The following is a 19,433-nucleotide window of genomic DNA, read 5'->3' as shown; positions in this document are numbered from 1 at the left end:
TCTTTCCCAATTCGTACGGGGCTCGATCTGACACATTTGGGGCGATTTTGAGCGTGAAATGAGTGTTTGGAGCGGCTCGACAGCACTCAGGCCTGGCTTGAGTTGTTGGGATACGTACTTGCCAGCAGTCAATTTCTGAGTAGATTCAGGTTTCGAACGAGACGGGCGTCACATGGTCCTGGCCGTTCCGCACCTGCAATGACGATCACTTGAGAGGGACCTCGTATGGCCCAGCCCGACCGCATGGACTTCGGCGTCTTCATCGCCCCGTTTCACGCCAACAACGACAACCCGACGCTGACACTTCGCCACGATCTGGAGCTGATCGAGCTCGCCGACAAGCTCGGTTTCGACGAGGCATGGGTGGGAGAGCACCACTCGACCGGTGTCGAGCGCATCGCCGACCCGTTCATGGTCCTCTCCGCCGCAGCGGTGCAGACGACGCGTATCCGACTGGGCACCGGCGTCTCGAGCCTGCCCTATCACCACCCGTTCATGGTTGCTGATCGTGTCGTGCTGCTCGATCACCTGAGCCGTGGCCGGGCCATGCTCGGTGTCGGTCCAGGAGCCCTCATCTCCGACGCGGACATGATGGGCATTGAGCCCGTCACGCAGCGCGCCCGGATGAACGAGGCTCTCGACGCCATCATCCAGCTGTTGAACGGCGAGGTCGTCAGCACCACGACTGAATGGTTCGAGCTGCGGGAGGCTCAACTGGCATTTCTGGCCTACAACCCCCACGGCATTCCAATCGCCGTCGCGAGCACGACCTCTCCCTCAGGCGTGACCTCGGCCGGTCGCCACGGAATCGGGGTCCTCTCGTTGAGCGCAGGCTTCATCGGCGGCAAGAAGGACATGAAGGAGCAGTGGGCCATCGCTGAGAAGTCCGCGGCTGACGCGGGTAAGGAGATCAGCCGTGAGGGTTGGCGCATGGTTCTCCGCGTACACCTCGCCGACGACCGGGAGCAGGCCATCCGTGACGTCGAGAAGGGTCGCCTCGCCGAGCGTGAGGACTACTTCAAGCCCGTGCTTGGTCTGGAGAACGACTACACCCTGGCCGACGAGATCGCCGACGACAGCTCCATCATCGGCACGCCCGACGATGCCATTGCGGCCATCGAGCGAATGATCGAGCAGACGGGTGGCTTCGGCGGATTCATGATCATGACCCATGACTGGGCGAACCGGGCTGCATCGCTGAACAGCCTCGAGCTGTTCGCGCGCTACGTCATCCCGCATTTCCAGGGCACGCTCGTGGCCCCCCAGCGATCAGCCGATGCCGTGACTCAGAAGCGCCCCTCCTACAAGCCTCTCGCACAGGCCGCCATCACGAAGGCGTTCTCGGATGCGGGTCGTGACCTGCCGGAAGGAACCAACATCCAGAGCCTGCGCTGAGCCGTATGCGCGGCTTGGGCGCGAGCCGAAAAGAGCTTCTCGGGCAGGACAACCGTCCATCGCCGACACCCGTTGGCGTCACCACAACACAACACACACCGAGCGGCCGATCCTCGGCCGTGCTCCACCTCGCTTGAACTGAAAGGTCGACATGTTCAGAATCAATTCCCGCCGCGCACTTGCGTCGCTGGGTGTCATCACGCTCGTCGCCACAGCCGGCGCGTGCCGATCGTCATCGTCGGACTCCGACGATGGTGCGTCCGGCGACAGGTCCCCGATCAAGATCATGCAGATCGGGACCTTTGAGAGCCCTGCGCTCTCTCTCACCGATGCCAAGGCCGGACTGGAGTCGCACGTCAAGGCGATCAACGCCGCCGGCGGTATCGACGGCCGCAAGCTCGAGGTCGAGTTCTGCAACGACGCGTTCAACGCCAACACCGGCGCGGCTTGTGCACGCAAGGCGGCCACCGACGGCGTGGTGGCGATCGTCGGCGCAGCGAGCTCTCAGGCACCTGCCGAGATGCCGCTGCTTGAGCAGTCGGGCATTCCGTGGCTGGCGGGAGCCGGTTCGGGCGGTCCGATCGAGGCAACAAGCAAGATCTCCTACCCGATCCACGGTGGCACTCAGTCGATGCAGGTGGGAGCGGGTCGGCTGCTTGCTGACAAGGGAGCCAAGAACGTTGCCGTGATAGTTGCCGACGCTGCAGCCGCGTACGCCGCAGCGGACGACATCAAGCAGGGCGCCGAGATCGGCGGAGCCAAGTCGTACCGGATCCTCGCCACGATCGGCGCACCGGACTTCAGTGCTGTCGCGTCGTCGGCGCTCGCGAAGAACCCCGATGCGGTGGCCGTGGCGTCGACCGCGACTGATGCCCCCCGCATCATCACGGCGATCCGTCAGGCCGGCTTCAAGGGCAACATCGCGACCTTGGCCAACATCTTCAAGCCAGTCGATCAGAAGGGTCTCGGCGCGAACGCCGACAACGTGTTCGTCACGTCGAGCGCTGTCCCGGTCACAAACACCTCGATCCCTCAGGTCGAGGACTTCCTTGCCGCGATGAAGAAGTACCACCCGGAAGCCGTGACCGACAATGGTTCGCTCGGCACCTGGACCGCCATCACGTTCTTCGAGCAGATCGTCAAGCAGCTCGGCGACAAGCCGGTCAACTCGAAGAACATCATCGACCTGCTCGACAACCTCAAAGAGCCGATCAAGCTGGGAACTGTGTCCGACTACGAGGGCATCTCGAGCCCTCCGGCTGTCGCGAAGTACCCCCGCGTGCCCGGCTTCTCGATCTACGTGTCAGAGGTCAAGGACGGTGCGCTCGTGCAGGACGGCGACGCCCTCAACCCGCTGGCAGCGAACTAGTTCGATGAGAGGTTCCACAGGGTCACGAGCTCCATCACCAGTGGGCGCAGGCGGCGAAACCGTCCTGGAGCTCCGTGGGCTGAGCGCAGGCTACGGCGACTTCGCCGTCGTCCGCGACGTCAACCTCACGGTGAACCGGGGAGAGATCGTGGCCCTGCTGGGACCGAACGGGACCGGCAAGTCGACGACCCTCCTGACCGCCGCCGGCGAGCTCACACCGCTCGCTGGCGAGGTCAGGTGGCTCGGCGAGCCGATCACGTCGCCACTGCACCATCGGGCACGACGTGGCCTCGCCTTCGTTCCGGAGGAGCGCTCGGTCCTCATGTCGATGACCGTGCGCGACAATCTCCTGCTCGGCATTGGCAAGGTCGACCCCGCGGTCGCTCTTTTCCCGGAGCTTGAGCCGCTTCTCCCCACACGCGCCGGTCTGTTGTCCGGTGGCGAGCAGCAGATGCTCACCCTCGCTCGCGCTCTGGCGACGAATCCAGTGGCGCTGCTGCTGGACGAGCTGTCGCTCGGTCTCGCGCCGCTCGTGGTCAGCCGACTGTTCGCTGCGCTGCGTACTGCCGCCGACGAAAACGGGGTGGCTGTGGTCCTCGTGGAGCAGCAGGCACGCCGAGCTCTCGGCGTGGCCGATCGCTGGCACCTGATGCGTCGCGGCGCCATCGTCGCCTCGGGCGACTCGTCCGACGGCATCGAGTCCATCGAATCCATATATCTCAGCGACAGTCGGCTCGACGACGCCGACCCCGGTGGTACCGCGACCCGCGCACACGTTGCGGGCATAGGAAGGGCCTGATGGAAATCCTCCAGTTCGTACTGCTCGGCCTCGGGATCGGCGCGATCTACAGCCTCGTCTCGCAGGGTCTGGTCCTGATCTACCGGGGCTCGGGCATCGTCAACTTCGCCCAGGGCTCATTCGTCATGGTCGGCGGATATGCGTACTACGAGTTCCGCGTGCAGCAGTCCTGGCCCGCGATTCCTTCAGTGCTCCTGGCGATCTGCGGCGGCGCGCTGCTCGGTGCGGCCGTGCACCTCCTGATCCTTCGTCCGATGCGGACGTCTTCACCCATCGAGCGGGTCATCGCGACCCTCGGTCTGCTGCTGGCACTTCAAGCTGCCGCAGTGCTCCGGTACGGCGTCGGAACGATCAGCGTTCCGTCATCCCTCCCGACGAAGTCGGTGGAGGTCCTCGACGGTGCGTCGATCGGCATCGACAGACTCATCATCCTGGGCATCGGCGCGACGTTGACCGTGGCTCTCTACGTGCTGTTCCGAACGACTTCGTTCGGACGCGTGGCCAGCGCTGTCGCCGAGAACCAACGCGCCGCGGCGAGCCTTGGACACTCTCCTGACCGCATTGCGACGATCAACTGGGCGCTCGGCGCGGGCCTCGCGGCACTCGCCGGCTCGCTGCTCGGCCCCATCACGTTCCTTCAGCCGACGCAGCTCACCGTGCTGGTGGTCCCTGCCCTGGCGGCTGCGCTGCTCGGCCGATTCATGTCGTTCCCGATCGCGTTCGGCGGCGCCCTGGCGATTGGGGTCGCGCAGTCCTTGATGACCCGGTACGTCACCGTCACCGGCTGGGCGGACAGCGTGCCGTTCATCGTGATCGTGGTGTTCCTCGCAGTTCGGGGTACGTCGCTGCCGCTGCGCAGCCATGTGCTTGAGCGGCTGCCGAGCGTGGGCGACGGCAAGATCCGCCCCATTCCTGTCGTGATCGTCGTAGGAATCTTTGCCGTGCTGCTCGCATTCGTGGTCACGCCCGTGTGGGCCCAGGCGCTCACAGTCACCATGGCCTTCGCGATCCTGACGCTTTCGGTCACAGTCGTGACGGGCTATGCGGGCCAGCTCTCCCTGGCGCAGTACGTGTTGGCTGGAGCCGGGGCGTTTGCGGCTGCCAACTTCGCCTCGAACTGGGGATGGAACTTCTTCGTCGCGCTGACTGGCGCCATGGTGGTGGCGGCGGGCCTCGGCATGATTGTCGCGCTGCCAGCCCTCAGAACGCGCGGCATCAACCTTGCGATCGCGACTCTCGGCCTTGGCATCGTGGTGTTCAGCCTGGTTCTCAGCAACTACAAGTACGGCGGCGGCGATACCGGCATTCTGGTGCCGTCTCCATCGATCTTCGGATGGCAGTTCGGCGCAATCGCCTACCCGTACCGCTACGGGATTGTCATACTCGTGGCGTTGACGGTGTGTGCCATCGCGGTCGCGAACATGCGCCGTGGCCAGGCGGGTCGTCGACTGCTTGCCGTCCGGTCGAACGAGCGCGCCGCTGCAGCACTGGGCGTCAATGTCTTCGTCGCAAAGCTGTACGCGTTCGGTTTCGCGTCGGCGCTCGCGGCCGTGGCCGGCGTGATGATGTCATTCCAAAGCATCAACGTGATTCCCGCCCAGTTCGACGTGCTGACCTCGATCACCACCATCGGCGTGGCCGTGGTCGGGGGCGTGGGTACGATCGGCGGCGCACTGTTGGCAGCGACGTTGCTGCCGGGCGGGGTCGGCACGCAGTTGCTGCACGACACCGACAGCCTGGAGCGCTACCTGCCGTTGGCAAGCGGGATCTTCCTTCTCTACGTCCTGCGCAGTGGCCACGACGGTCTGTACGAGATGAACGCAGAGCCGGTTCGCAAGCTCGGCAAGCTGCTGCGGCGTGTTCTCATCGAGAAGGTGGTCGAGCCTTCAGCAGACCAGGTCGCGATCGTGCCCGGCTCCGATGAGGCGTCCAGAGCGCCGCAGCGTGACGGGGCTGGAACGACGCTGTCGGTTCGCGACCTGCGAGTCACGTTTGGCGGAGTCGTCGCGGTCGACAATGTCTCGATCGAGCTACTGCCCGGCGAAGTGCATGGTCTGATCGGCCCCAACGGTGCCGGCAAGACCACGGTGATCGACGCATTGACCGGCTTCGTCAGACCAGCCGGTGGAGTGATCGAGGTGGACGGGACGTCGATCGCCACGTGGAGCGCCCGCAAGAGGGCCCGCGCGGGGATCGCTCGATCCTTCCAGTCGCTCGAGCTCTTCGCGGACCTGTCGATTCGGGAGAACCTCGCCGTCGCATGCGATGCCGGTTCGATGCGTCGCTACCTGGTGGACCTGATCAGACCTGGCCGGATAGAGCTGACCGGACCGGCTCTTGCGGCAGTCCACGAGTTCCGCCTGTCAGAGGTCCTCGATCGCAAGCCAGGAGAGCTCGCGTTCGGCAAACGACGTCTCGTGGCCATCGCCCGTGCAGTTGCAGCCGATCCGCGAGTCCTGTTGCTCGATGAGCCCGCCGCCGGACTGAGCGATGAGGAGTCACGTGAGCTGGCGGTACTGATTCGTGCCCTTGCCCGTGACTGGGGAATGAGTGTCCTGCTCGTGGAGCACAACGTCGATCTCGTCCTCAGCACCTGCGACAAGGTGACGGTTCTCGAGAACGGCCAGCTACTGACAACCGGCATACCGTCGGAGGTCGGCACCGATCCTCGGGTCATCACGGCCTACCTCGGATCGTCCACGCACGGTGCCGTCGCGCCTGCGCAGGTCTGAGCAGCCAGGTGACCAGGAGCAATCACATGACACCCATCCCTGCGACGTCTCTCGAGGACCTCGCCACCGAGGCTCACGCCTTCTTCTCCGCCCGCGTGCCCGTACGTGTTCGCGGAGGCATGACGCATGGCGACGGGTCGGACGACATCATCGGCGTCGGGCTCGACAAGGGCGACTCCGAGGAGGTTGAGGTCGAACAGGCGCGTGAATGGCAGCGCGCCCTGTTCGATGCTGGTCTCGCCTGGGTTGACGGCCCGACCGAGTTCGGTGGTCGTGGCCTGAGTCCCGAGCACGCGCGTCTCGTCGACGAGATCGCAACGGGATACGCCGTTCCGACACCGTCCTGCTTCATGGTCAGCCACGAAATCGTGGCGCCGACGATCCTTGTGCACGGCACGCTCGAGCAGAAGGAGGCGTACCTGTCCGGCATCTGGAGGGGCGACATCGTCTGCTGTCAGCTGTTTTCCGAGCCCGAGGCGGGCTCTGACCTGGCCAGTCTCCGTACCACCGCGCGGCGGGATGGAGATGACTGGATCGTGTCAGGGCAGAAGGTGTGGTCGTCCTACGCGCACGTCGCGCAGCTCGGCGAGCTGCTGGTCCGTACGGGCCCACCGGGGAGCAGGCACCGCGGCCTGAGCACGTTTCTGATCGACATGTCGACGCCCGGCATCGATGTTCGACCGCTCCGCCAGGTCACCGGCAGCGAGCATTTCAACGAGGTGTTCCTCGATGAGGTGCGGATCCCCGACTCTGCTCGCATCGGTGCGGTCGACTCCGGCTGGACGATCGCCCTGACGACCATGAGCAACGAGCGTTCCGTGCTTGCCGACGAGCACAACGGCATCATGATTGACCCGGTCCTGAGGTTGTTCGCGTTGGCGCGAGCGTCGGGCGCGATCGACGATCCGGCCGTCCAGGACCTGCTGGCGGAGTGCTGGGCTCGTGAGCAGATCCTGCGGACGACGGGTTCCCGGCTCGGCGCAGATGAGACATCGCCTCCCGGTTCTGTCGTGAAGCTCATGATGACCTCCGACATGCAGTTCTACATCGAGGTCGCGAATCGGCTGCTCGGGTATCGCATGATCGCCGACACAGGCGAGTGGGGAACGTTCTCATGGTCCCAGCTGCTGCTCAGTGCGCCGTCGCACCGCATCGCCGGCGGAACCGACGAGATCCAGAAGAACATCATCGCCGAACGTGTGCTCGGCCTGCCGCGGGACGTACGTCCGAGTGCGATCACGGAGGAGCGACATGGAAGCCGATGACAGGCGAGCGCTACGCGACGCAGCGCGCAGCTGCCTCAAGGAGTACGCCGAGTGGACCGCCGACCAGCATGTCGAATCGACCAAGACGGGATTCGATCGTTCGCGGTGGAAGCTGATGGCTGAGCAGGCGGGGCTCCAGGGCGTCCGGATCGATGAGCGCTGGGGCGGTGCAGGCCTTGGCTTGTCCGCCGAGCTGATCGTCCACGAGGAAATGGGACGTGCCCTCTACAGCGGGCCATACTTCGGGGTCGCGCAGGTGGCGGCGGCGCTGTCGGAAATGACGGACGACCCAGCCAACCATGAGCGGCTCGCCGCGATCGCCGCCGGTGACCTGATCGCCGTGCCAGCGCTGCCCATCGAGGAGACGTTCCCCCTTGAGTACCCGGAAGTCATCCGGAGCGACAGCAACGTACTAGAACTGAGTGGCTCGTTGCCGTGCATCGTCGATGCCCAGATCGCCGACGCGCTGTTGGTGCTGGCGGACTTCGAGGGCTTCCACGCCTTTTTCTGGGTCGACACGACAGCGCCCGGCGTGCAGATCAGCCCCCTCGAGACCGTCGATCTGACCCGTCGGATGTCCTCGGTGTCGTTCGATCGGGTGCCGGTCGAAGTCGTGGCGCAGCAGGACCGTGCGCGCGCCGCAGTCGCCGCGGTGAGGCAAGGGACGGCGCTGGCGCTGTCAGCCGAATGCGTTGGCCTCGCCACTCGCGCACTCGAGCTGACCGTGGAGTACGTGAAGGTGCGATCGCAGTTCGGGCAGCTCATCGGCTCGTTTCAAGCCGTCAAGCACTCGTGCGCCGACCTGTTTGTCGGCCTGGAGGCAGCCAGATCGGCTCTGGTCCTGGCGACAAGGGGGGTGGAGACGAACGACATGATCGGACGGCGTCCGGAGTCTTTGGCAGGACTGGCGGTCGCTCGTATGTATTGCGGCCGGATCGCATTCGACATCGCGAACGAGTCGATCCACCTCCATGGGGGCATCGGCTTCACATGGGAGCACCGTGCGCACCTCTACTATCGACGCGCAAAGTCGAACCAGTCGCTGCTCGACTCCACGGGAAGGCAAGCCAGGCTGTTGACCTCGTCGGTGCTCGCGATGCACCAAGCCACATGACGAGGCGGCAGCCCCGGTCCCGAAGGGGTGATCTGTGCTCCTGACGGCTCAGGTCGCCGAGGTCGTGTTGATCGGCCGTTCGCGCAACCCGATCGCATCGGCCCACAGGGTTGTCAGCATGTCGATGACGTCGTCGGTTGCGGGAGGCTCTTCGCGCCGCCGCCCGTTCACGACGAACGCGTCGTGACAGTAGGACGACACCATGAGGTTCATCGCCTTCGCCATCGCATGAGGGTCGATGTCGTCCCTGACCATGCCGTGCTCGATGCCCTTGCGCATCTTGCGGCTGAAGCCCTCGTGGAACTGGTCCTCGAACTCGCGGCGAAGTGTCGCGAGGCGGTCGTCGACGTGGCTGGCGACCTCCCACAGGGAGTAGAAGACGACGTCCTCCGCATACAGGGTGACCAGCGCGGCGATGGCTCGTCGAAGACCTAGGCGACCGGTCAGGGGGTCCCAGTCGTCGGCTCCTCGCTGCAGCATGTTGAGGGCGTGATCGGCGGCGAGAGTCGCAACGATGTCGTCGCGGTCTGCGAAGTATTGGTAGACCGTGGGGAGGCTGACCCCGGCCTCTTTCGCGACGTCGTTGAGGGAGGTGCTGAGGTAGCTTCGCTCGCTGAAGAGTCGGCCGGCGGCTTCGAGCAGCTTGTCGCGCGTACGGAGTGCGCGCGGACCGACGGGTGTCTCGCGACCATCCTGGCGACGTACGGCCGCCTTGATGTTCTCGGCAGCGAGGATCAGGCGGTTGAGGCGTGGCGAATCTTCGACGGCGTCAGCGGCGGGTGCCGGGTCGACTGCCATTTCTTCCTCCTTTGTCTGCTCGGGACCGATTGATCGTAGATTACCTGAGTGTCAGTCAGGGCCAATCCTGAACTCGTTGGGGGGCCACCCGAGCCTGGAGCTTGCGTTACGTGATAGTTTCTGAAAAAATTCAGAAAACACGATGGATCGAGGGCGAAACGCGCCCCGCTCAAGCGAGGAGCTCACGGATGCAGCTGTCTGGGCTGGCCCCCGGTGACTGGGTCACGTTGCACGCGCGATTCGTCCCATCCAACGTGTGTCTCGCGTCGGCAGACGGGGAGGTGCGCACGTTCGAGGACGTCAACCGGCGTGTGACCCGTCTTGTGCGCGCACTCCAGGGAGTCGGCGTCATCAAGGGTGACCGCGTTGCGATCATGGCGGTCGACTCGCCCGACTACGTCGAGGTCGTGCTCGCGTGCATGAAGCTCGGAGCGACGTATGTTGCGCTGAACTTCCGCCTGGCGCCGGCTGAGGTTCGCACCGTGCTGCTGGCGAGCGAAGCGAAGGTCGTCTTCCTGAGCGGTCGCTACGAAGAGATCATCGAGGGCTGCTTCCCCGAGGCGGGCGCCCACGTGACGACGAGGGTCACCTTCGACTCCTCGTCTGTCGGTGACCTGCCGACGTACGAGGATTTCCTGGGCAGCGGCCCGGACGGTGGAGAGATCGAGTCCGTCACGAACGACGACGACATCCTGAGCATCTCGTTCACGAGCGGTACGACCGGCACGCCCAAGGGCGTCATGCAGTCGCAGCGCATGATCAAGGCGATCACGCAATCGGGCGCTCTCGAGCTTGGAATCCGCCCTGGTGACCTGCTGATGTCAGGTGCACCTCTCTTTCACGCAGGCGGAATGGGCCATGTGCTCTACGGCGTCTCGCGCGGTGGCGGATCAGTCGTCATGCCGCAGTGGGATGTCGACGTGGCTCTGCGCTGGCTCCAGTCGGGCCAGGTGCGCCAGGCCATGCTGGTGCCGAGCATGATCATCCAGCTCCTGGCGCATCCGAGAGTGCACGACTCCGACTACGGTCAGCTTCGCTCGATCATGTACGGCGGTGCGCCGATGCCGACCTCGGTCATCCGCCAGATGATCGACGTGTTCGGCGCGGACCTGCACAACGGGTTCGGGGCCGGGACCGAGGCAGGTGGCCAGCTGGTCCTTCGCCCAGAGGACCACCGTCGCGCGATCGCCGGCGAGGAGTGGTTGCTGGGGGCAATCGGCAAGCCTGCATTCGGGTGCGACGTCAAGGTTGTGGACGCCGAGGGTGTCGAGGTCCCGGACGGCGAGATCGGGGAGATTGCCAGCCGAGGCGACACCGTGATGAGTGGCTACCTCAACCAGCCCGAGCTGACGGCGCGCTCGGTCCGAAAGGGATGGTTCGTGGCTGGAGACCTGGCGTGGAAGGACAAGGAGGGCTATCTCCACCTGTCGGGCCGGGCGGACGACATGATCGTGCGAGGTGGCGAGAACATCTATCCCGTCGAGATCGAAGACGTGATCGGCGACCACCCGCATGTGGGCGAGCTGGCGATCGTGGGTGAGCCGGATGACCACTTCGGGCAGGTCGTCACAGCCGTCGTGGTGCTCAAGGGTGGCGGTCAGGAGCTGACGGTCGAGCAGGTGCGCGAGCACTGCCGCGGTCGCCTTGCAAGCTACAAGCTGCCGACACGGGTCGTCGTGGTCGATGAGTTTCCCCGCAACGCCAGCGGCAAGATCCACAAGACGGTGCTCCGAGCCCAGCTCGCCGACGGGACGCTCTGATGGCGATCCGGGCGACCACGACCCTCGACGAGATCGCGGCGGAGGCTCATGCGTTCCTTGAGCCGCGGGTCGCGAGGCTGTCGTCCGACGAGCGCTTTGGTGAAGGGCCGGACGACCTCGTCGGGACGGGTCTGCAGCGGGGCCAGTCAGAGCTTGACGAGGTCGAGGCGGCTCGAGTCTGGCAGCGTCAGCTGTTCGACGCCGGCCTGGCCTGGGTCGATGGCCCGAAGGAGTACGGCGGTCGCGGCCTCAGCGGCGCGCACCGCAGTGTGGTGCAACGAGTGCTCAGCGAGTACGAGGTCCCCAACACCGCCTGCTTCATGGTGGGGCACGACATCGTCGGACCGACGATCCTCGAGCACGGCACGCCGGCTCAGAAGGCGGCGTACCTGCCGGGTATCTGGCGTGGCGACATCATCTGCTGTCAGTTGTTCTCCGAACCGGACGCCGGGTCAGATCTGGCAAGCCTGCGTACGCGAGCCGAGCCAACGGATCAGGGGTGGGTCCTCAACGGACAGAAGGTCTGGTCGTCGTTCGCCCACTTCGCGCAGATTGGCGAGCTGCTGGCTCGAAGTGGTGATCCCGCCGACCGTCACCGCGGCATCACGGCATTCCTTGTCGACATGGACGCTCCGGGAGTTGACGTGCGGCCGCTCCGCCAGATCACCGGCTCCGAGCACTTCAACGAGGTGTTCCTCGACGATGTCGCGATCGCAGACGACCGGATCCTCGGCGAGGTGAACGGCGGTTGGCAGATCGCACTCACGACACTCAGCAGCGAGCGGTCCTTGATGGGCGATGAACACAGCGGACTTGTGAGGGACCCGGTACGCCGTCTGTTCGACCTTGCCGAAGCCACCGGGGCCGCGGCCGATCCCGCAGTGCAGGAGGTGCTCGCCGAGGCGTGGGAACGCGAGCACATCGTGCGGCAGACCGCCCGCCGCGCGATGTCGGGCGATCTCGGTGACGCATCCGGATCGGTCATCAAGCTCCTGATGACTGACGACCTGGAGTTCTACATCGCCGCAGCGACCCGGCTGCTCGGCACCCGGATGGTCGTCGACACCGGCAGCTGGGGTACGTACTCGTGGAATCAACTCGTCCTTGGAGCGCCTGCCCACCGCATCGCAGGCGGCAGCGACGAGATCCAGAAGAACATCATCGCCGAACGGATCCTCGGCCTCCCGAGGGACCCGCGACCATCCATTCCTGACCAACCATCCGCCCCGAACACGACACGAAGGACCACATCTGATGCTCACCGGTGACCAGTACCTGGAGTCGCTCCGCGACGGACGACGCCTTTTCGTCAACGGACATTCCGTCCCCGACGTGACGACAGAACCTTTGCTGCGCGGCGGCGCCTTCGCAGCCGCCGAGGGCTACGACCGCTACTACCAGCCGGGAGACGACTCCTTCGGCCCGTACTTCTTCATCCCCACCTCGGCCGATGAGCTCAGGGAGGCTCAGGAGCGTCAGCTCCACTGGGACTTCCCGACCATCTCGACGTCCAACGGGCTGCTGATGGTGCTGACCGCGGCGAGTCGGATGCGCGCTGAGCTGCCCCAGTATGCCGAGCGCGCGCTCGCGTACTTCGACGACGCCAAGAAGCGTGACATCCGCATCGTGCAGACCATCACGGACGCCAAGGGCAATCGCGCGATGTCGCCTGCCAAGCAGGACGATCCTGACCTGTACGTACGCATCGTCGATCGCTTGCCGGATGGCATCGTGATCAGAGGCGCCAAGCTGCACATCTCGTCGGCCGCGATCTCGCACGAGCTGTTGGTCATGCCGACCAAGCGGATGAAAGCCGGTGAAGAGGACTACAGCGTCGCCGCGGCGGTCCCGGTGAACTCGCCTGGCGTGCGCATCATCAACGCGTCGTTCGCACCGCGTCCCGACCTCGACCCTGATTTCTACCCGTACAGCTCGCGCCACATCATGACCGAGGGCTTCGTCGTCTTCGATGACGTGTTTGTGCCGAACGAGCGAGTGTTCCTCGCCGGAGAGCTCGAGCACTCCGCAACCTTCGCGCATTCGCTGGGCCTGTGGGAGCGACTCGGAAGCGTGGGCAGCTACGTTCGCCTGGCCGACACGTTGGTCGGTTTGGCTCAGCTGGTTGCCGAGGCCAACGGCCTGCAGAAGATGAGTCACATCAAGGACAAGATTTCCGAGATGATCACGTATGCGACGCTGATCCGTGCGGCTTTCGAGGCAGCCATGCATCACTCGACATTCACGCCTGAGGGCTGGGCCTCTCCCGACGAGATGTTCACGAATGCTGCGAAGTATCACGCGGCCGCTCAGTTCAGCCTGATGGTTCGTCACCTTCATGACATCGCCGGAGGCTCGGTCCTGACGGCTCCGTCGATGGCCGACCTGCGCAATCCCGAAACCGGGCCCGATCTCGAGAAGTACATGCGCACGATGGATGGTGTCGACGCGGAGTACCGCATGCGTCTCTTCCACACGATCCGAGACTTCACTGCCGATTCGTTCGGTGGGTGGAAGCACGTCACTGTCATCCAGGCCGGTGGTGGACTGTTCGCACAGAAGGTTGTCGTGGCCAACCACTACGACATGGATGAGGCCAAGGCGCTGGCGCTCGAAGTCGCCGGCATCACGCCCGAAGGCAAGGTCATGTCGTCACTTGCCAGCCAGGGTCCGGGATCGTCGCCCGAATTCGGGGCTCTGTGACCTCGACGGAAGAGACCCGGGCGCTGCGCGACGCCACCCGCCGTCTGGTCCGCGCGACAACGCCACGCACGGCTGACGAGCACGTTGAACAGACCTCAGCGCCGCTTGACCGCACGGCATGGCTTGCGATGGCCGAGCGGTTGGGGCTGCAGGCAGTTCGGGTGCCCGAAGAGCTGGGCGGCACCGGGCTCGGCCTCGAGGAGCAGCTTCTGGTGCACGAAGAAATGGGCCGTGCCCTGTATGGCGGTCCGTTCGTCCCTGTGGTCGGCCAGGTCGTGCCCGCACTGCTGGGACTCGCTGACGACGAACCGGTACGAGCCATGGTCAGGCAGATCAGTGCGGGAAAGCTGATCGTCGTTCCTGCATTCGCTCGTTGGTACGACCGCAACGCCTCGCTGCCGGTGCTCCGCGACGGCGACAACCTATCCGGCGTGGTACCCACAGTCCTCGAAGGTCTCGACGTCGATGCCTGGTTGGTGCCGGCGCTGGATGGGGATGAACCGGTGATCGCACTCGTGCTCGCCGGTGACCAGCACTCAATGGTGACACCGCTGCCGTCGGCCGACCTGACTCGCCGCTTCGCCGATGTCGAGTTCTCGGGGGCGTCGGCCACCGTGCTGGCGCGTGGCGCGCGAGCCCTCGAAGCGATGGAGGCGCTCGAAACGGGCGCGGTCCTGGCACTGTCGGCAGAGTCGGTCGGCATCGCGGCCGAGGCGCTTGCGATGACGATCGATTACGTCAAGGTCCGTGAGCAGTTCGGCCAGGTGATCGGGTCGTTCCAGTCCATCAAGCACCAGGTCTCCGAACTCTTCGTCCTGCTCGAGTCGGCACGCTCGGCGTTGGCCGGTGCGGTCGACGCGGTCGACCAGGCGACTGCCATGCGTACCGCGTCCCTCGCCGTGGCTCGGCGGCGCTGCGGATCGACGGGGTTCCGCATCGCGAACGAGGCGATCCACCTGCACGGTGGGATTGGGTTCACGTGGGAGCACCGCATACATCTCTATTACCGGCGTGCAAAGACGAACGAGGTGCTCCTCGACGAACGTGGGACGCAAGCGCGGGTGCTGGCGGCCAGCGTCTCCGAGCTGTACGCCCACGGGAACGGGATCGGTCGTGTGCCATGAGGTATGAGGAGTCCACCTTCGCGTGGTCCCTCGACGACACGCCGGTGGACGTGGGTGAGCTGACGCGGGTTCGGCTCGGCGTCGACAACGGTATCGCCACGGTGACCCTGGATCGTCCGGAGCGCCTCAACGCCATAGACGGCCCGATGCTCGCGGAACTGACCCGGATCTTCCACCACTGCGATCGCAACGACGACGTGCGTGCCGTCGTCCTGACAGGGGCGGGATCGACGTTCTCTGCCGGATCTGAAATGACCGATGACGGGTTCGGCGGCGAGACGGCTCCCCAGACCGAAGAGCTTCAGTGGTTGTCTCCGTTCCAGATGCGCAAACCCGTGATCGCCGCCATGAATGGGCACGCAGTGGGCGCCGGCCTGACGCTTGCGCTGCAGTGCGACATGCGGCTCGTGGCCCAGGACGCGATCCTGTCGCTCCCGTTCGTTCGCCTGGGAGTCATCGCTGAATGGATGGGTCATTGGACCTTGGTGCGTCACCTGGGAGTGGCTCGCGCGTCGGAGCTCCTGCTGACCGGGCGGCGCTTCTCAGGCGAGGAGGCCGCCGAGTGGGGACTGGTCAACTACACGCTACCGGCGGACGAGGTGCTCGATGCGAGCCTCACGATCGCCGGTGATGTCGTCAAGCACGCCGCGCCGGTGTCCGTGGCGGTGTCGAAGCGATTGGTGTGGACTGCGCTCCAGACCGATCAGGCCCAGGCAGGCGCGACGGAGCGTCGCCTGCTTGAGTCAGTCCTCCAGCACCCCGACGCCGGCGAAGGTGTCGAGGCATTCCTGGCGAAGCGATCGCCTCGTTGGCAAGGTCGGGTCAGCGTCGACCTGCCCGAATGGCTCTAGCGACTGCTGACCACACTGCGACCGATGATGTGCTTCATGATCTCGTTCGTGCCGCCGAATATCTTCTGGATGCGAGCATCCTGGAAGGCTCGGGCGACCGGGTACTCCAGCATGTAGCCGTAGCCGCCGTACAGCTGCAGGCAACGATCGATGACACGGTTCTGCACGTCCGTGGACCACCACTTGGCCTGTGCTGCGTCGACCTCGGTCAGCTCACCAGCAGCATGTGCCCGTATGCAGTCGTCGACGTACGACCGGGTCACGGCGACCTCCGTCGTCATCTCGGCCAGCTCGAACCGAGTGTTCTGGAAGTCGGCGATGGGCCGACCGAAGGCCGTGCGCTCGCGCACGTACGTCACGGTGTCGCGAAGGACCACGTCCGCGGACGCCACCGCGTGCGCGGCGATCGAGAGTCGCTCGAGTGGGAGCAGTCGCTTGAGCTGTCCGAATCCGCCTCCGATGTTGCCGAGGACGTGCTCGTCGGGCACGAACACGTCCTCGAAGACCAGCTCGGCGGTGTCCTGCGCATGCAGGCCGATCTTTGACAGCTTTCGCCCTCGCGAGAAACCCTTGTCCTGGCGCTCGACGGCCATGAGCGAGAAGCCCTGCGGCCCCCCGTCCGGGTCGGTGCGGACCACCGTGATGATCAGATCGGACTGGATCCCGTTGGTGATGAAGGTCTTTGAGCCGTTGACGACCCATCCACCGTCGACCCTGCGGGCTGCCGTGCGAATGCCTTGCAGGTCGCTGCCGGTGCCCGGCTCGGTCATCGCAATCGCACCGATTCGGGTGCCTGCCGCCATTGCGGGCAACCATCGCTCCTTCTGCGCGTCGGTGCCGAGCTCGACCAGATAGGGCACCGCGATGTCGTCCTGCAGCGAGAAGCTGGACGCGAGCGATGCTGCGTAGCAGCCGGCGAACTCCTCCTGGATGACGTTGCGAAAGCGGTAGTCGGTGAGTCCGGCTCCGCCGTACTCCTCGGGAACGCTCAGGCCCAGGATGCCTTGACGCCCGGCGGCTTCCCAGCACGATCGATCGATCAGTCGCTGATCTTCCCAACGCTCGAGGTGCGGCTTGACCTCGCGATCTACGAAGGCAGCGACAGTCGTGCGAAATGCCTCGTGGTCGGCGTCGTACAGGTGACGCTTCATCAGTTGTTCTCCAGGTTGGTGTGGGTGTTCAGGTGTGGGTCCCGAAGGCGTCGCTGGGCGAGTGTTCTCTGACTATCTGTCACGAAACGGGCACCCATTGGTTGATGCGTGCTTGCCGTGCGGTCGGCGAGGGTCGACGGATACGCGGCCTTGCGCCACGGACACGTTCGATCCATCGGCGACTCGCGGGTGGACCGCCGCGCTGTCATTCATCGGTGCTCGTAACGTGGCGCACGCTTCTCGAGGAAGGCCGCCGTGGCCTCGTGGCGGTCGGACGTGAGACCGGTGATGACTTGTTGGCGGTTCTCCAGCTCGATGGCAGCCTCGAGCGAGGGAATCTCAAGAGCAAGCCACATCCCCTGCTTCGTGAGGGCCACGGATGCCGGGGGATTGAGTGCGATTTCTGCCGCCTTTGCCAGCGCCACAGTGATCAGGTCGGCGTCCTTGACAATCTCCAGGATCAAGCCGATCTCCTTGGCCTCGGGAGCATCGAAGATGCGCCCGGTCAGCATGAGCTCGTGGGCGCGGGAGGCCCCCACGAGTCGGGGCAGGAGCCATGAAACTCCGAGGTCACAGGCGGAAAACCCCGCGCGGATGAACGAGACCCCAAATCGTGCTGTCGTTGAACAGATGCGGATGTCGCTCGCACAGACCAGGGCGAAACCGCCTCCTGCCGCCGGTCCGTTGACCGCCGCAATCACGGGCTGAGGAAGGCGGTGCAGCTTGCTCGTGAGGGCCGCGAGGTCGCGTTGTCGAGCGAGCGCGGCGAGCGGTCGCCCGAGGTCGTCGTCGAGGGCCTCGTCGCCATATCCGTTGAGGTCGAGGCCCGCGCAGAAGGCGCGACCCGCACCGGTGAGCACAACGCATCGGCAGTCGCGATCCTGCTCTATCTGGTCCAGGACGAGGCCCAGCTGAGCCGTCAGCTCGACCGTCATGGCGTTGAGCGAGTCGGGTCTGTTGAGGGTCACGACACGGACGCCGGGAGCGGCGTCCCGGACCGTGACGAAGGCGTCGGTGTCGGCGCTGGCAGTCGTCTGCGTGGGTGCCATGGGGCTCCGTCCGTGGTAGTTGGGTATCTGAAGATTTATCAGATTAGCCCCTAAAATCGTTGACACCCGAATGTGACTAGGGTTACATATCGGACGTCTGATGAATCATCAGACGACCGACGGGCGACCCGACCTACTCGGATATGCGTCGAGCAGACCCTGCGGAGCCGAAGTCAAGAGAGGACAACGCATGAGGACAGGCCGACTGAGGGCTGGAGCAGGACTTGTGGCAGCTGCCGCGATTCTGCTCGGCGCCTGCGGAGGAAGCAGTGACGATGCTGGCGACGGATCGCCGGGATCTTCAGGAACGACGAACGACTCGGCGGCTGCCGAGGTCAAGACGCTGCTGTCTGGTGACGTGAAGTTCCCGTTCCCGACCGACAAGGTCGACCCAGGCACCCACAATGTCGCGGTCATCGCCAGTGGTCTCGCGTCACCTGGACCGACGATCCTGGCCAACAACGCAATGGACGCCATCAAGGCGCTCGGCTGGACGGCCGACGCTCCGGGTGACGGAAAGTTTGCCCCGACCACGCAGGCACAGCTGATCGAGAAGGCTGTGCTGGACAAGGTCGAGGGCATCATCTTGGTGTCGGTGACGCCGGAAGCGGTCGACTCGGCCATCAAGGCGGCCCAGGCAGCTGACATCCCGATCGTGTGTGCCCTGTGCGGCCCGAACCTCTCCGACGGCATCGTCGGTGTGGGCAACGATGGTGATCTCGCAGGCAAGGCGCAGGCGGCCTACGCGGCGTCGAAGGCAAAGGCCGGTGACACTGTCGTCGTCTACCAGAACACCGAGTTCAAGGCGTCAGAGCAGCAGATGAAGTCCGCGGCGGCGCGTGTCAAGGAGCTGTGCCCGAAGTGCAACGTCGAGACCCCGTCGCTGTTGTTGACGGAATCGGTCCAGCCCAATGCGCCGATCTTCACCTCGCTGCTCAACAAGAATCCGGCTGGAAAGATCAGCTCGGTGATCGTGCCGTTCGACACTCCGGCATCGGTGCTCAGCAACGCAGCAGCTCAGCTTGGTCGAAATGACTTCAACGTGATTGGGCACGGCGGTCTCTCGCCGTTCGTCGACATGGTTGGTTCGGGAACGCCGGCGGTCGCCAAGGCGGACGTGCTGATCTCCACGCCGTACTACGGATGGGCGTCGGTTGATGAGCTCGTGCGTTCGATCGCTGGTGTGGACAACTGGGAAGCCAACAAGATGCCCGTCGGCCTGGTCGACAAGAGCACATATGGCAACTACCCGAAGGGGCTGCCCTTCGTGCTTCCGAAGTTCGACTACGAAGCGAAGTTCAAGGAGCTGTGGGGCAAGTAGGTTCG

The 19,433-nt window shown here is 64.9% G+C and carries 15 protein-coding genes; 12 read left to right on the top strand and 3 right to left on the bottom strand.

Going from position 1 to position 19,433, the window contains the following annotated elements; all coding sequences use genetic code 11:
- Positions 1–225 precede the first annotated feature (225 nt).
- The 6 genes from ABD683_RS04760 (at position 226) to ABD683_RS04735 (ending at position 8,674) form a co-directional block, all read left to right on the top strand.
- Complete coding sequence (locus ABD683_RS04760) at positions 226–1,395, top strand: LLM class flavin-dependent oxidoreductase (RefSeq protein ID WP_344767790.1); 1,170 nt, start codon at positions 226–228, stop codon at positions 1,393–1,395.
- 151 nt (positions 1,396–1,546) lie between these two features.
- Positions 1,547–2,764: an ABC transporter substrate-binding protein gene (locus ABD683_RS04755; RefSeq protein ID WP_344767788.1), complete on the top strand. Its 1,218-nt coding sequence runs from the start codon at positions 1,547–1,549 to the stop codon at positions 2,762–2,764.
- Positions 2,765–2,804: 40 nt separating this feature from the next.
- Positions 2,805–3,563 carry an ABC transporter ATP-binding protein gene (locus ABD683_RS04750; protein WP_344767786.1) on the top strand — a complete coding sequence of 253 codons (759 nt, stop codon included), beginning with the start codon at positions 2,805–2,807 and terminating at the stop codon, positions 3,561–3,563.
- Positions 3,563–6,295 carry an ABC transporter permease subunit gene (locus tag ABD683_RS04745; protein ID WP_344767784.1) on the top strand — a complete coding sequence of 911 codons (2,733 nt, stop codon included), beginning with the start codon at positions 3,563–3,565 and terminating at the stop codon, positions 6,293–6,295. Before ABD683_RS04750 ends, ABD683_RS04745 begins: the two co-directional genes overlap by 1 nt.
- Positions 6,296–6,321: 26 nt before the next feature.
- Positions 6,322–7,560 (top strand): acyl-CoA dehydrogenase family protein, encoded by a 1,239-nt coding sequence (locus ABD683_RS04740; RefSeq protein WP_344767782.1) that lies wholly within the window; start codon positions 6,322–6,324, stop codon positions 7,558–7,560.
- Positions 7,547–8,674, top strand: coding sequence for an acyl-CoA dehydrogenase family protein (locus ABD683_RS04735; protein ID WP_344767780.1), 1,128 nt, complete (start codon positions 7,547–7,549; stop codon positions 8,672–8,674). The genes ABD683_RS04740 and ABD683_RS04735 overlap by 14 nt, the downstream gene beginning before the upstream one ends.
- Before the next feature lie 48 nt (positions 8,675–8,722).
- On the opposite strand, the gene ABD683_RS04730 is transcribed toward ABD683_RS04735, so the two are convergent.
- Positions 8,723–9,472: a TetR/AcrR family transcriptional regulator gene (locus ABD683_RS04730; RefSeq protein ID WP_344767778.1), complete on the bottom strand. Its 750-nt coding sequence runs from the start codon at positions 9,470–9,472 to the stop codon at positions 8,723–8,725.
- Positions 9,473–9,660: 188 nt separating this feature from the next.
- On the opposite strand from ABD683_RS04730, the gene ABD683_RS04725 reads away from it, so the two are divergent.
- From ABD683_RS04725 to ABD683_RS04705, 5 genes are read left to right on the top strand one after another with little or no spacing between them, the layout of a single operon-like run.
- Positions 9,661–11,232, top strand: a complete 1,572-nt coding sequence (locus ABD683_RS04725) for a class I adenylate-forming enzyme family protein (RefSeq protein WP_344767776.1) — start codon at positions 9,661–9,663, stop codon at positions 11,230–11,232.
- On the top strand, positions 11,232–12,500 hold the full coding sequence (locus ABD683_RS04720) for an acyl-CoA dehydrogenase family protein (protein ID WP_344767774.1): 1,269 nt from the start codon (positions 11,232–11,234) through the stop codon (positions 12,498–12,500). Before ABD683_RS04725 ends, ABD683_RS04720 begins: the two co-directional genes overlap by 1 nt.
- Positions 12,487–13,932, top strand: a complete 1,446-nt coding sequence (locus ABD683_RS04715) for a 4-hydroxyphenylacetate 3-hydroxylase N-terminal domain-containing protein (RefSeq protein WP_344767772.1) — start codon at positions 12,487–12,489, stop codon at positions 13,930–13,932. Before ABD683_RS04720 ends, ABD683_RS04715 begins: the two co-directional genes overlap by 14 nt.
- Positions 13,929–15,056 carry an acyl-CoA dehydrogenase family protein gene (locus tag ABD683_RS04710; RefSeq protein ID WP_344767770.1) on the top strand — a complete coding sequence of 376 codons (1,128 nt, stop codon included), beginning with the start codon at positions 13,929–13,931 and terminating at the stop codon, positions 15,054–15,056. The genes ABD683_RS04715 and ABD683_RS04710 overlap by 4 nt, the downstream gene beginning before the upstream one ends.
- Entirely contained in the window at positions 15,053–15,907 is an 855-nt protein-coding gene (locus ABD683_RS04705) for an enoyl-CoA hydratase/isomerase family protein (RefSeq protein WP_344767768.1), read from the top strand. The genes ABD683_RS04710 and ABD683_RS04705 overlap by 4 nt, the downstream gene beginning before the upstream one ends.
- Here ABD683_RS04705 and ABD683_RS04700 read toward each other — a convergent pair.
- The gene (locus tag ABD683_RS04700) at positions 15,904–17,058 is read right to left on the bottom strand and encodes an acyl-CoA dehydrogenase family protein (RefSeq protein WP_344767766.1); all 1,155 of its coding nucleotides are present in this window, start codon (positions 17,056–17,058) and stop codon (positions 15,904–15,906) included. The two genes, ABD683_RS04705 and ABD683_RS04700, sit on opposite strands and share 4 nt — an antisense overlap.
- A gap of 209 nt (positions 17,059–17,267) precedes the next feature.
- Positions 17,268–18,107, bottom strand: a complete 840-nt coding sequence (locus tag ABD683_RS04695) for an enoyl-CoA hydratase/isomerase family protein (RefSeq protein ID WP_344767764.1) — start codon at positions 18,105–18,107, stop codon at positions 17,268–17,270.
- A 190-nt stretch (positions 18,108–18,297) separates the two neighbouring features.
- Here ABD683_RS04695 and ABD683_RS04690 point away from each other — a divergent pair, with 190 nt between their 5' ends.
- Entirely contained in the window at positions 18,298–19,428 is a 1,131-nt protein-coding gene (locus ABD683_RS04690; RefSeq protein WP_344767762.1) for a sugar ABC transporter substrate-binding protein, read from the top strand.
- The last annotated feature ends 5 nt before the right edge of the window (positions 19,429–19,433 follow it).

Source organism: Aeromicrobium panaciterrae (genome assembly GCF_039537165.1).
GTDB lineage: Bacteria > Actinomycetota > Actinomycetes > Propionibacteriales > Nocardioidaceae > Aeromicrobium > Aeromicrobium panaciterrae.
Note: the sequence above shows the minus strand (reverse complement) of the source record. Positions and strands in the feature narration are given on the sequence as shown.

Bases quoted from the DNA above. Each gene is read 5' to 3' on its own strand.
- ABD683_RS04760 (WP_344767790.1), top strand. From the start codon at position 226: ATGGCCCAGCCCGACCGCATGGACTTCGGCGTCTTCATCGCCCCGTTT.
- ABD683_RS04755 (WP_344767788.1), top strand. From the start codon at position 1,547: ATGTTCAGAATCAATTCCCGCCGCGCACTTGCGTCGCTGGGTGTCATC.
- ABD683_RS04745 (WP_344767784.1), top strand. From the start codon at position 3,563: ATGGAAATCCTCCAGTTCGTACTGCTCGGCCTCGGGATCGGCGCGATC.
- ABD683_RS04740 (WP_344767782.1), top strand. From the start codon at position 6,322: ATGACACCCATCCCTGCGACGTCTCTCGAGGACCTCGCCACCGAGGCT.
- ABD683_RS04735 (WP_344767780.1), top strand. From the start codon at position 7,547: ATGGAAGCCGATGACAGGCGAGCGCTACGCGACGCAGCGCGCAGCTGC.
- ABD683_RS04730 (WP_344767778.1), bottom strand. From the start codon at position 9,472: ATGGCAGTCGACCCGGCACCCGCCGCTGACGCCGTCGAAGATTCGCCA.
- ABD683_RS04725 (WP_344767776.1), top strand. From the start codon at position 9,661: ATGCAGCTGTCTGGGCTGGCCCCCGGTGACTGGGTCACGTTGCACGCG.
- ABD683_RS04720 (WP_344767774.1), top strand. From the start codon at position 11,232: ATGGCGATCCGGGCGACCACGACCCTCGACGAGATCGCGGCGGAGGCT.
- ABD683_RS04715 (WP_344767772.1), top strand. From the start codon at position 12,487: ATGCTCACCGGTGACCAGTACCTGGAGTCGCTCCGCGACGGACGACGC.
- ABD683_RS04705 (WP_344767768.1), top strand. From the start codon at position 15,053: ATGAGGTATGAGGAGTCCACCTTCGCGTGGTCCCTCGACGACACGCCG.
- ABD683_RS04700 (WP_344767766.1), bottom strand. From the start codon at position 17,058: ATGAAGCGTCACCTGTACGACGCCGACCACGAGGCATTTCGCACGACT.
- ABD683_RS04695 (WP_344767764.1), bottom strand. From the start codon at position 18,107: ATGGCACCCACGCAGACGACTGCCAGCGCCGACACCGACGCCTTCGTC.
- ABD683_RS04690 (WP_344767762.1), top strand. From the start codon at position 18,298: ATGAGGACAGGCCGACTGAGGGCTGGAGCAGGACTTGTGGCAGCTGCC.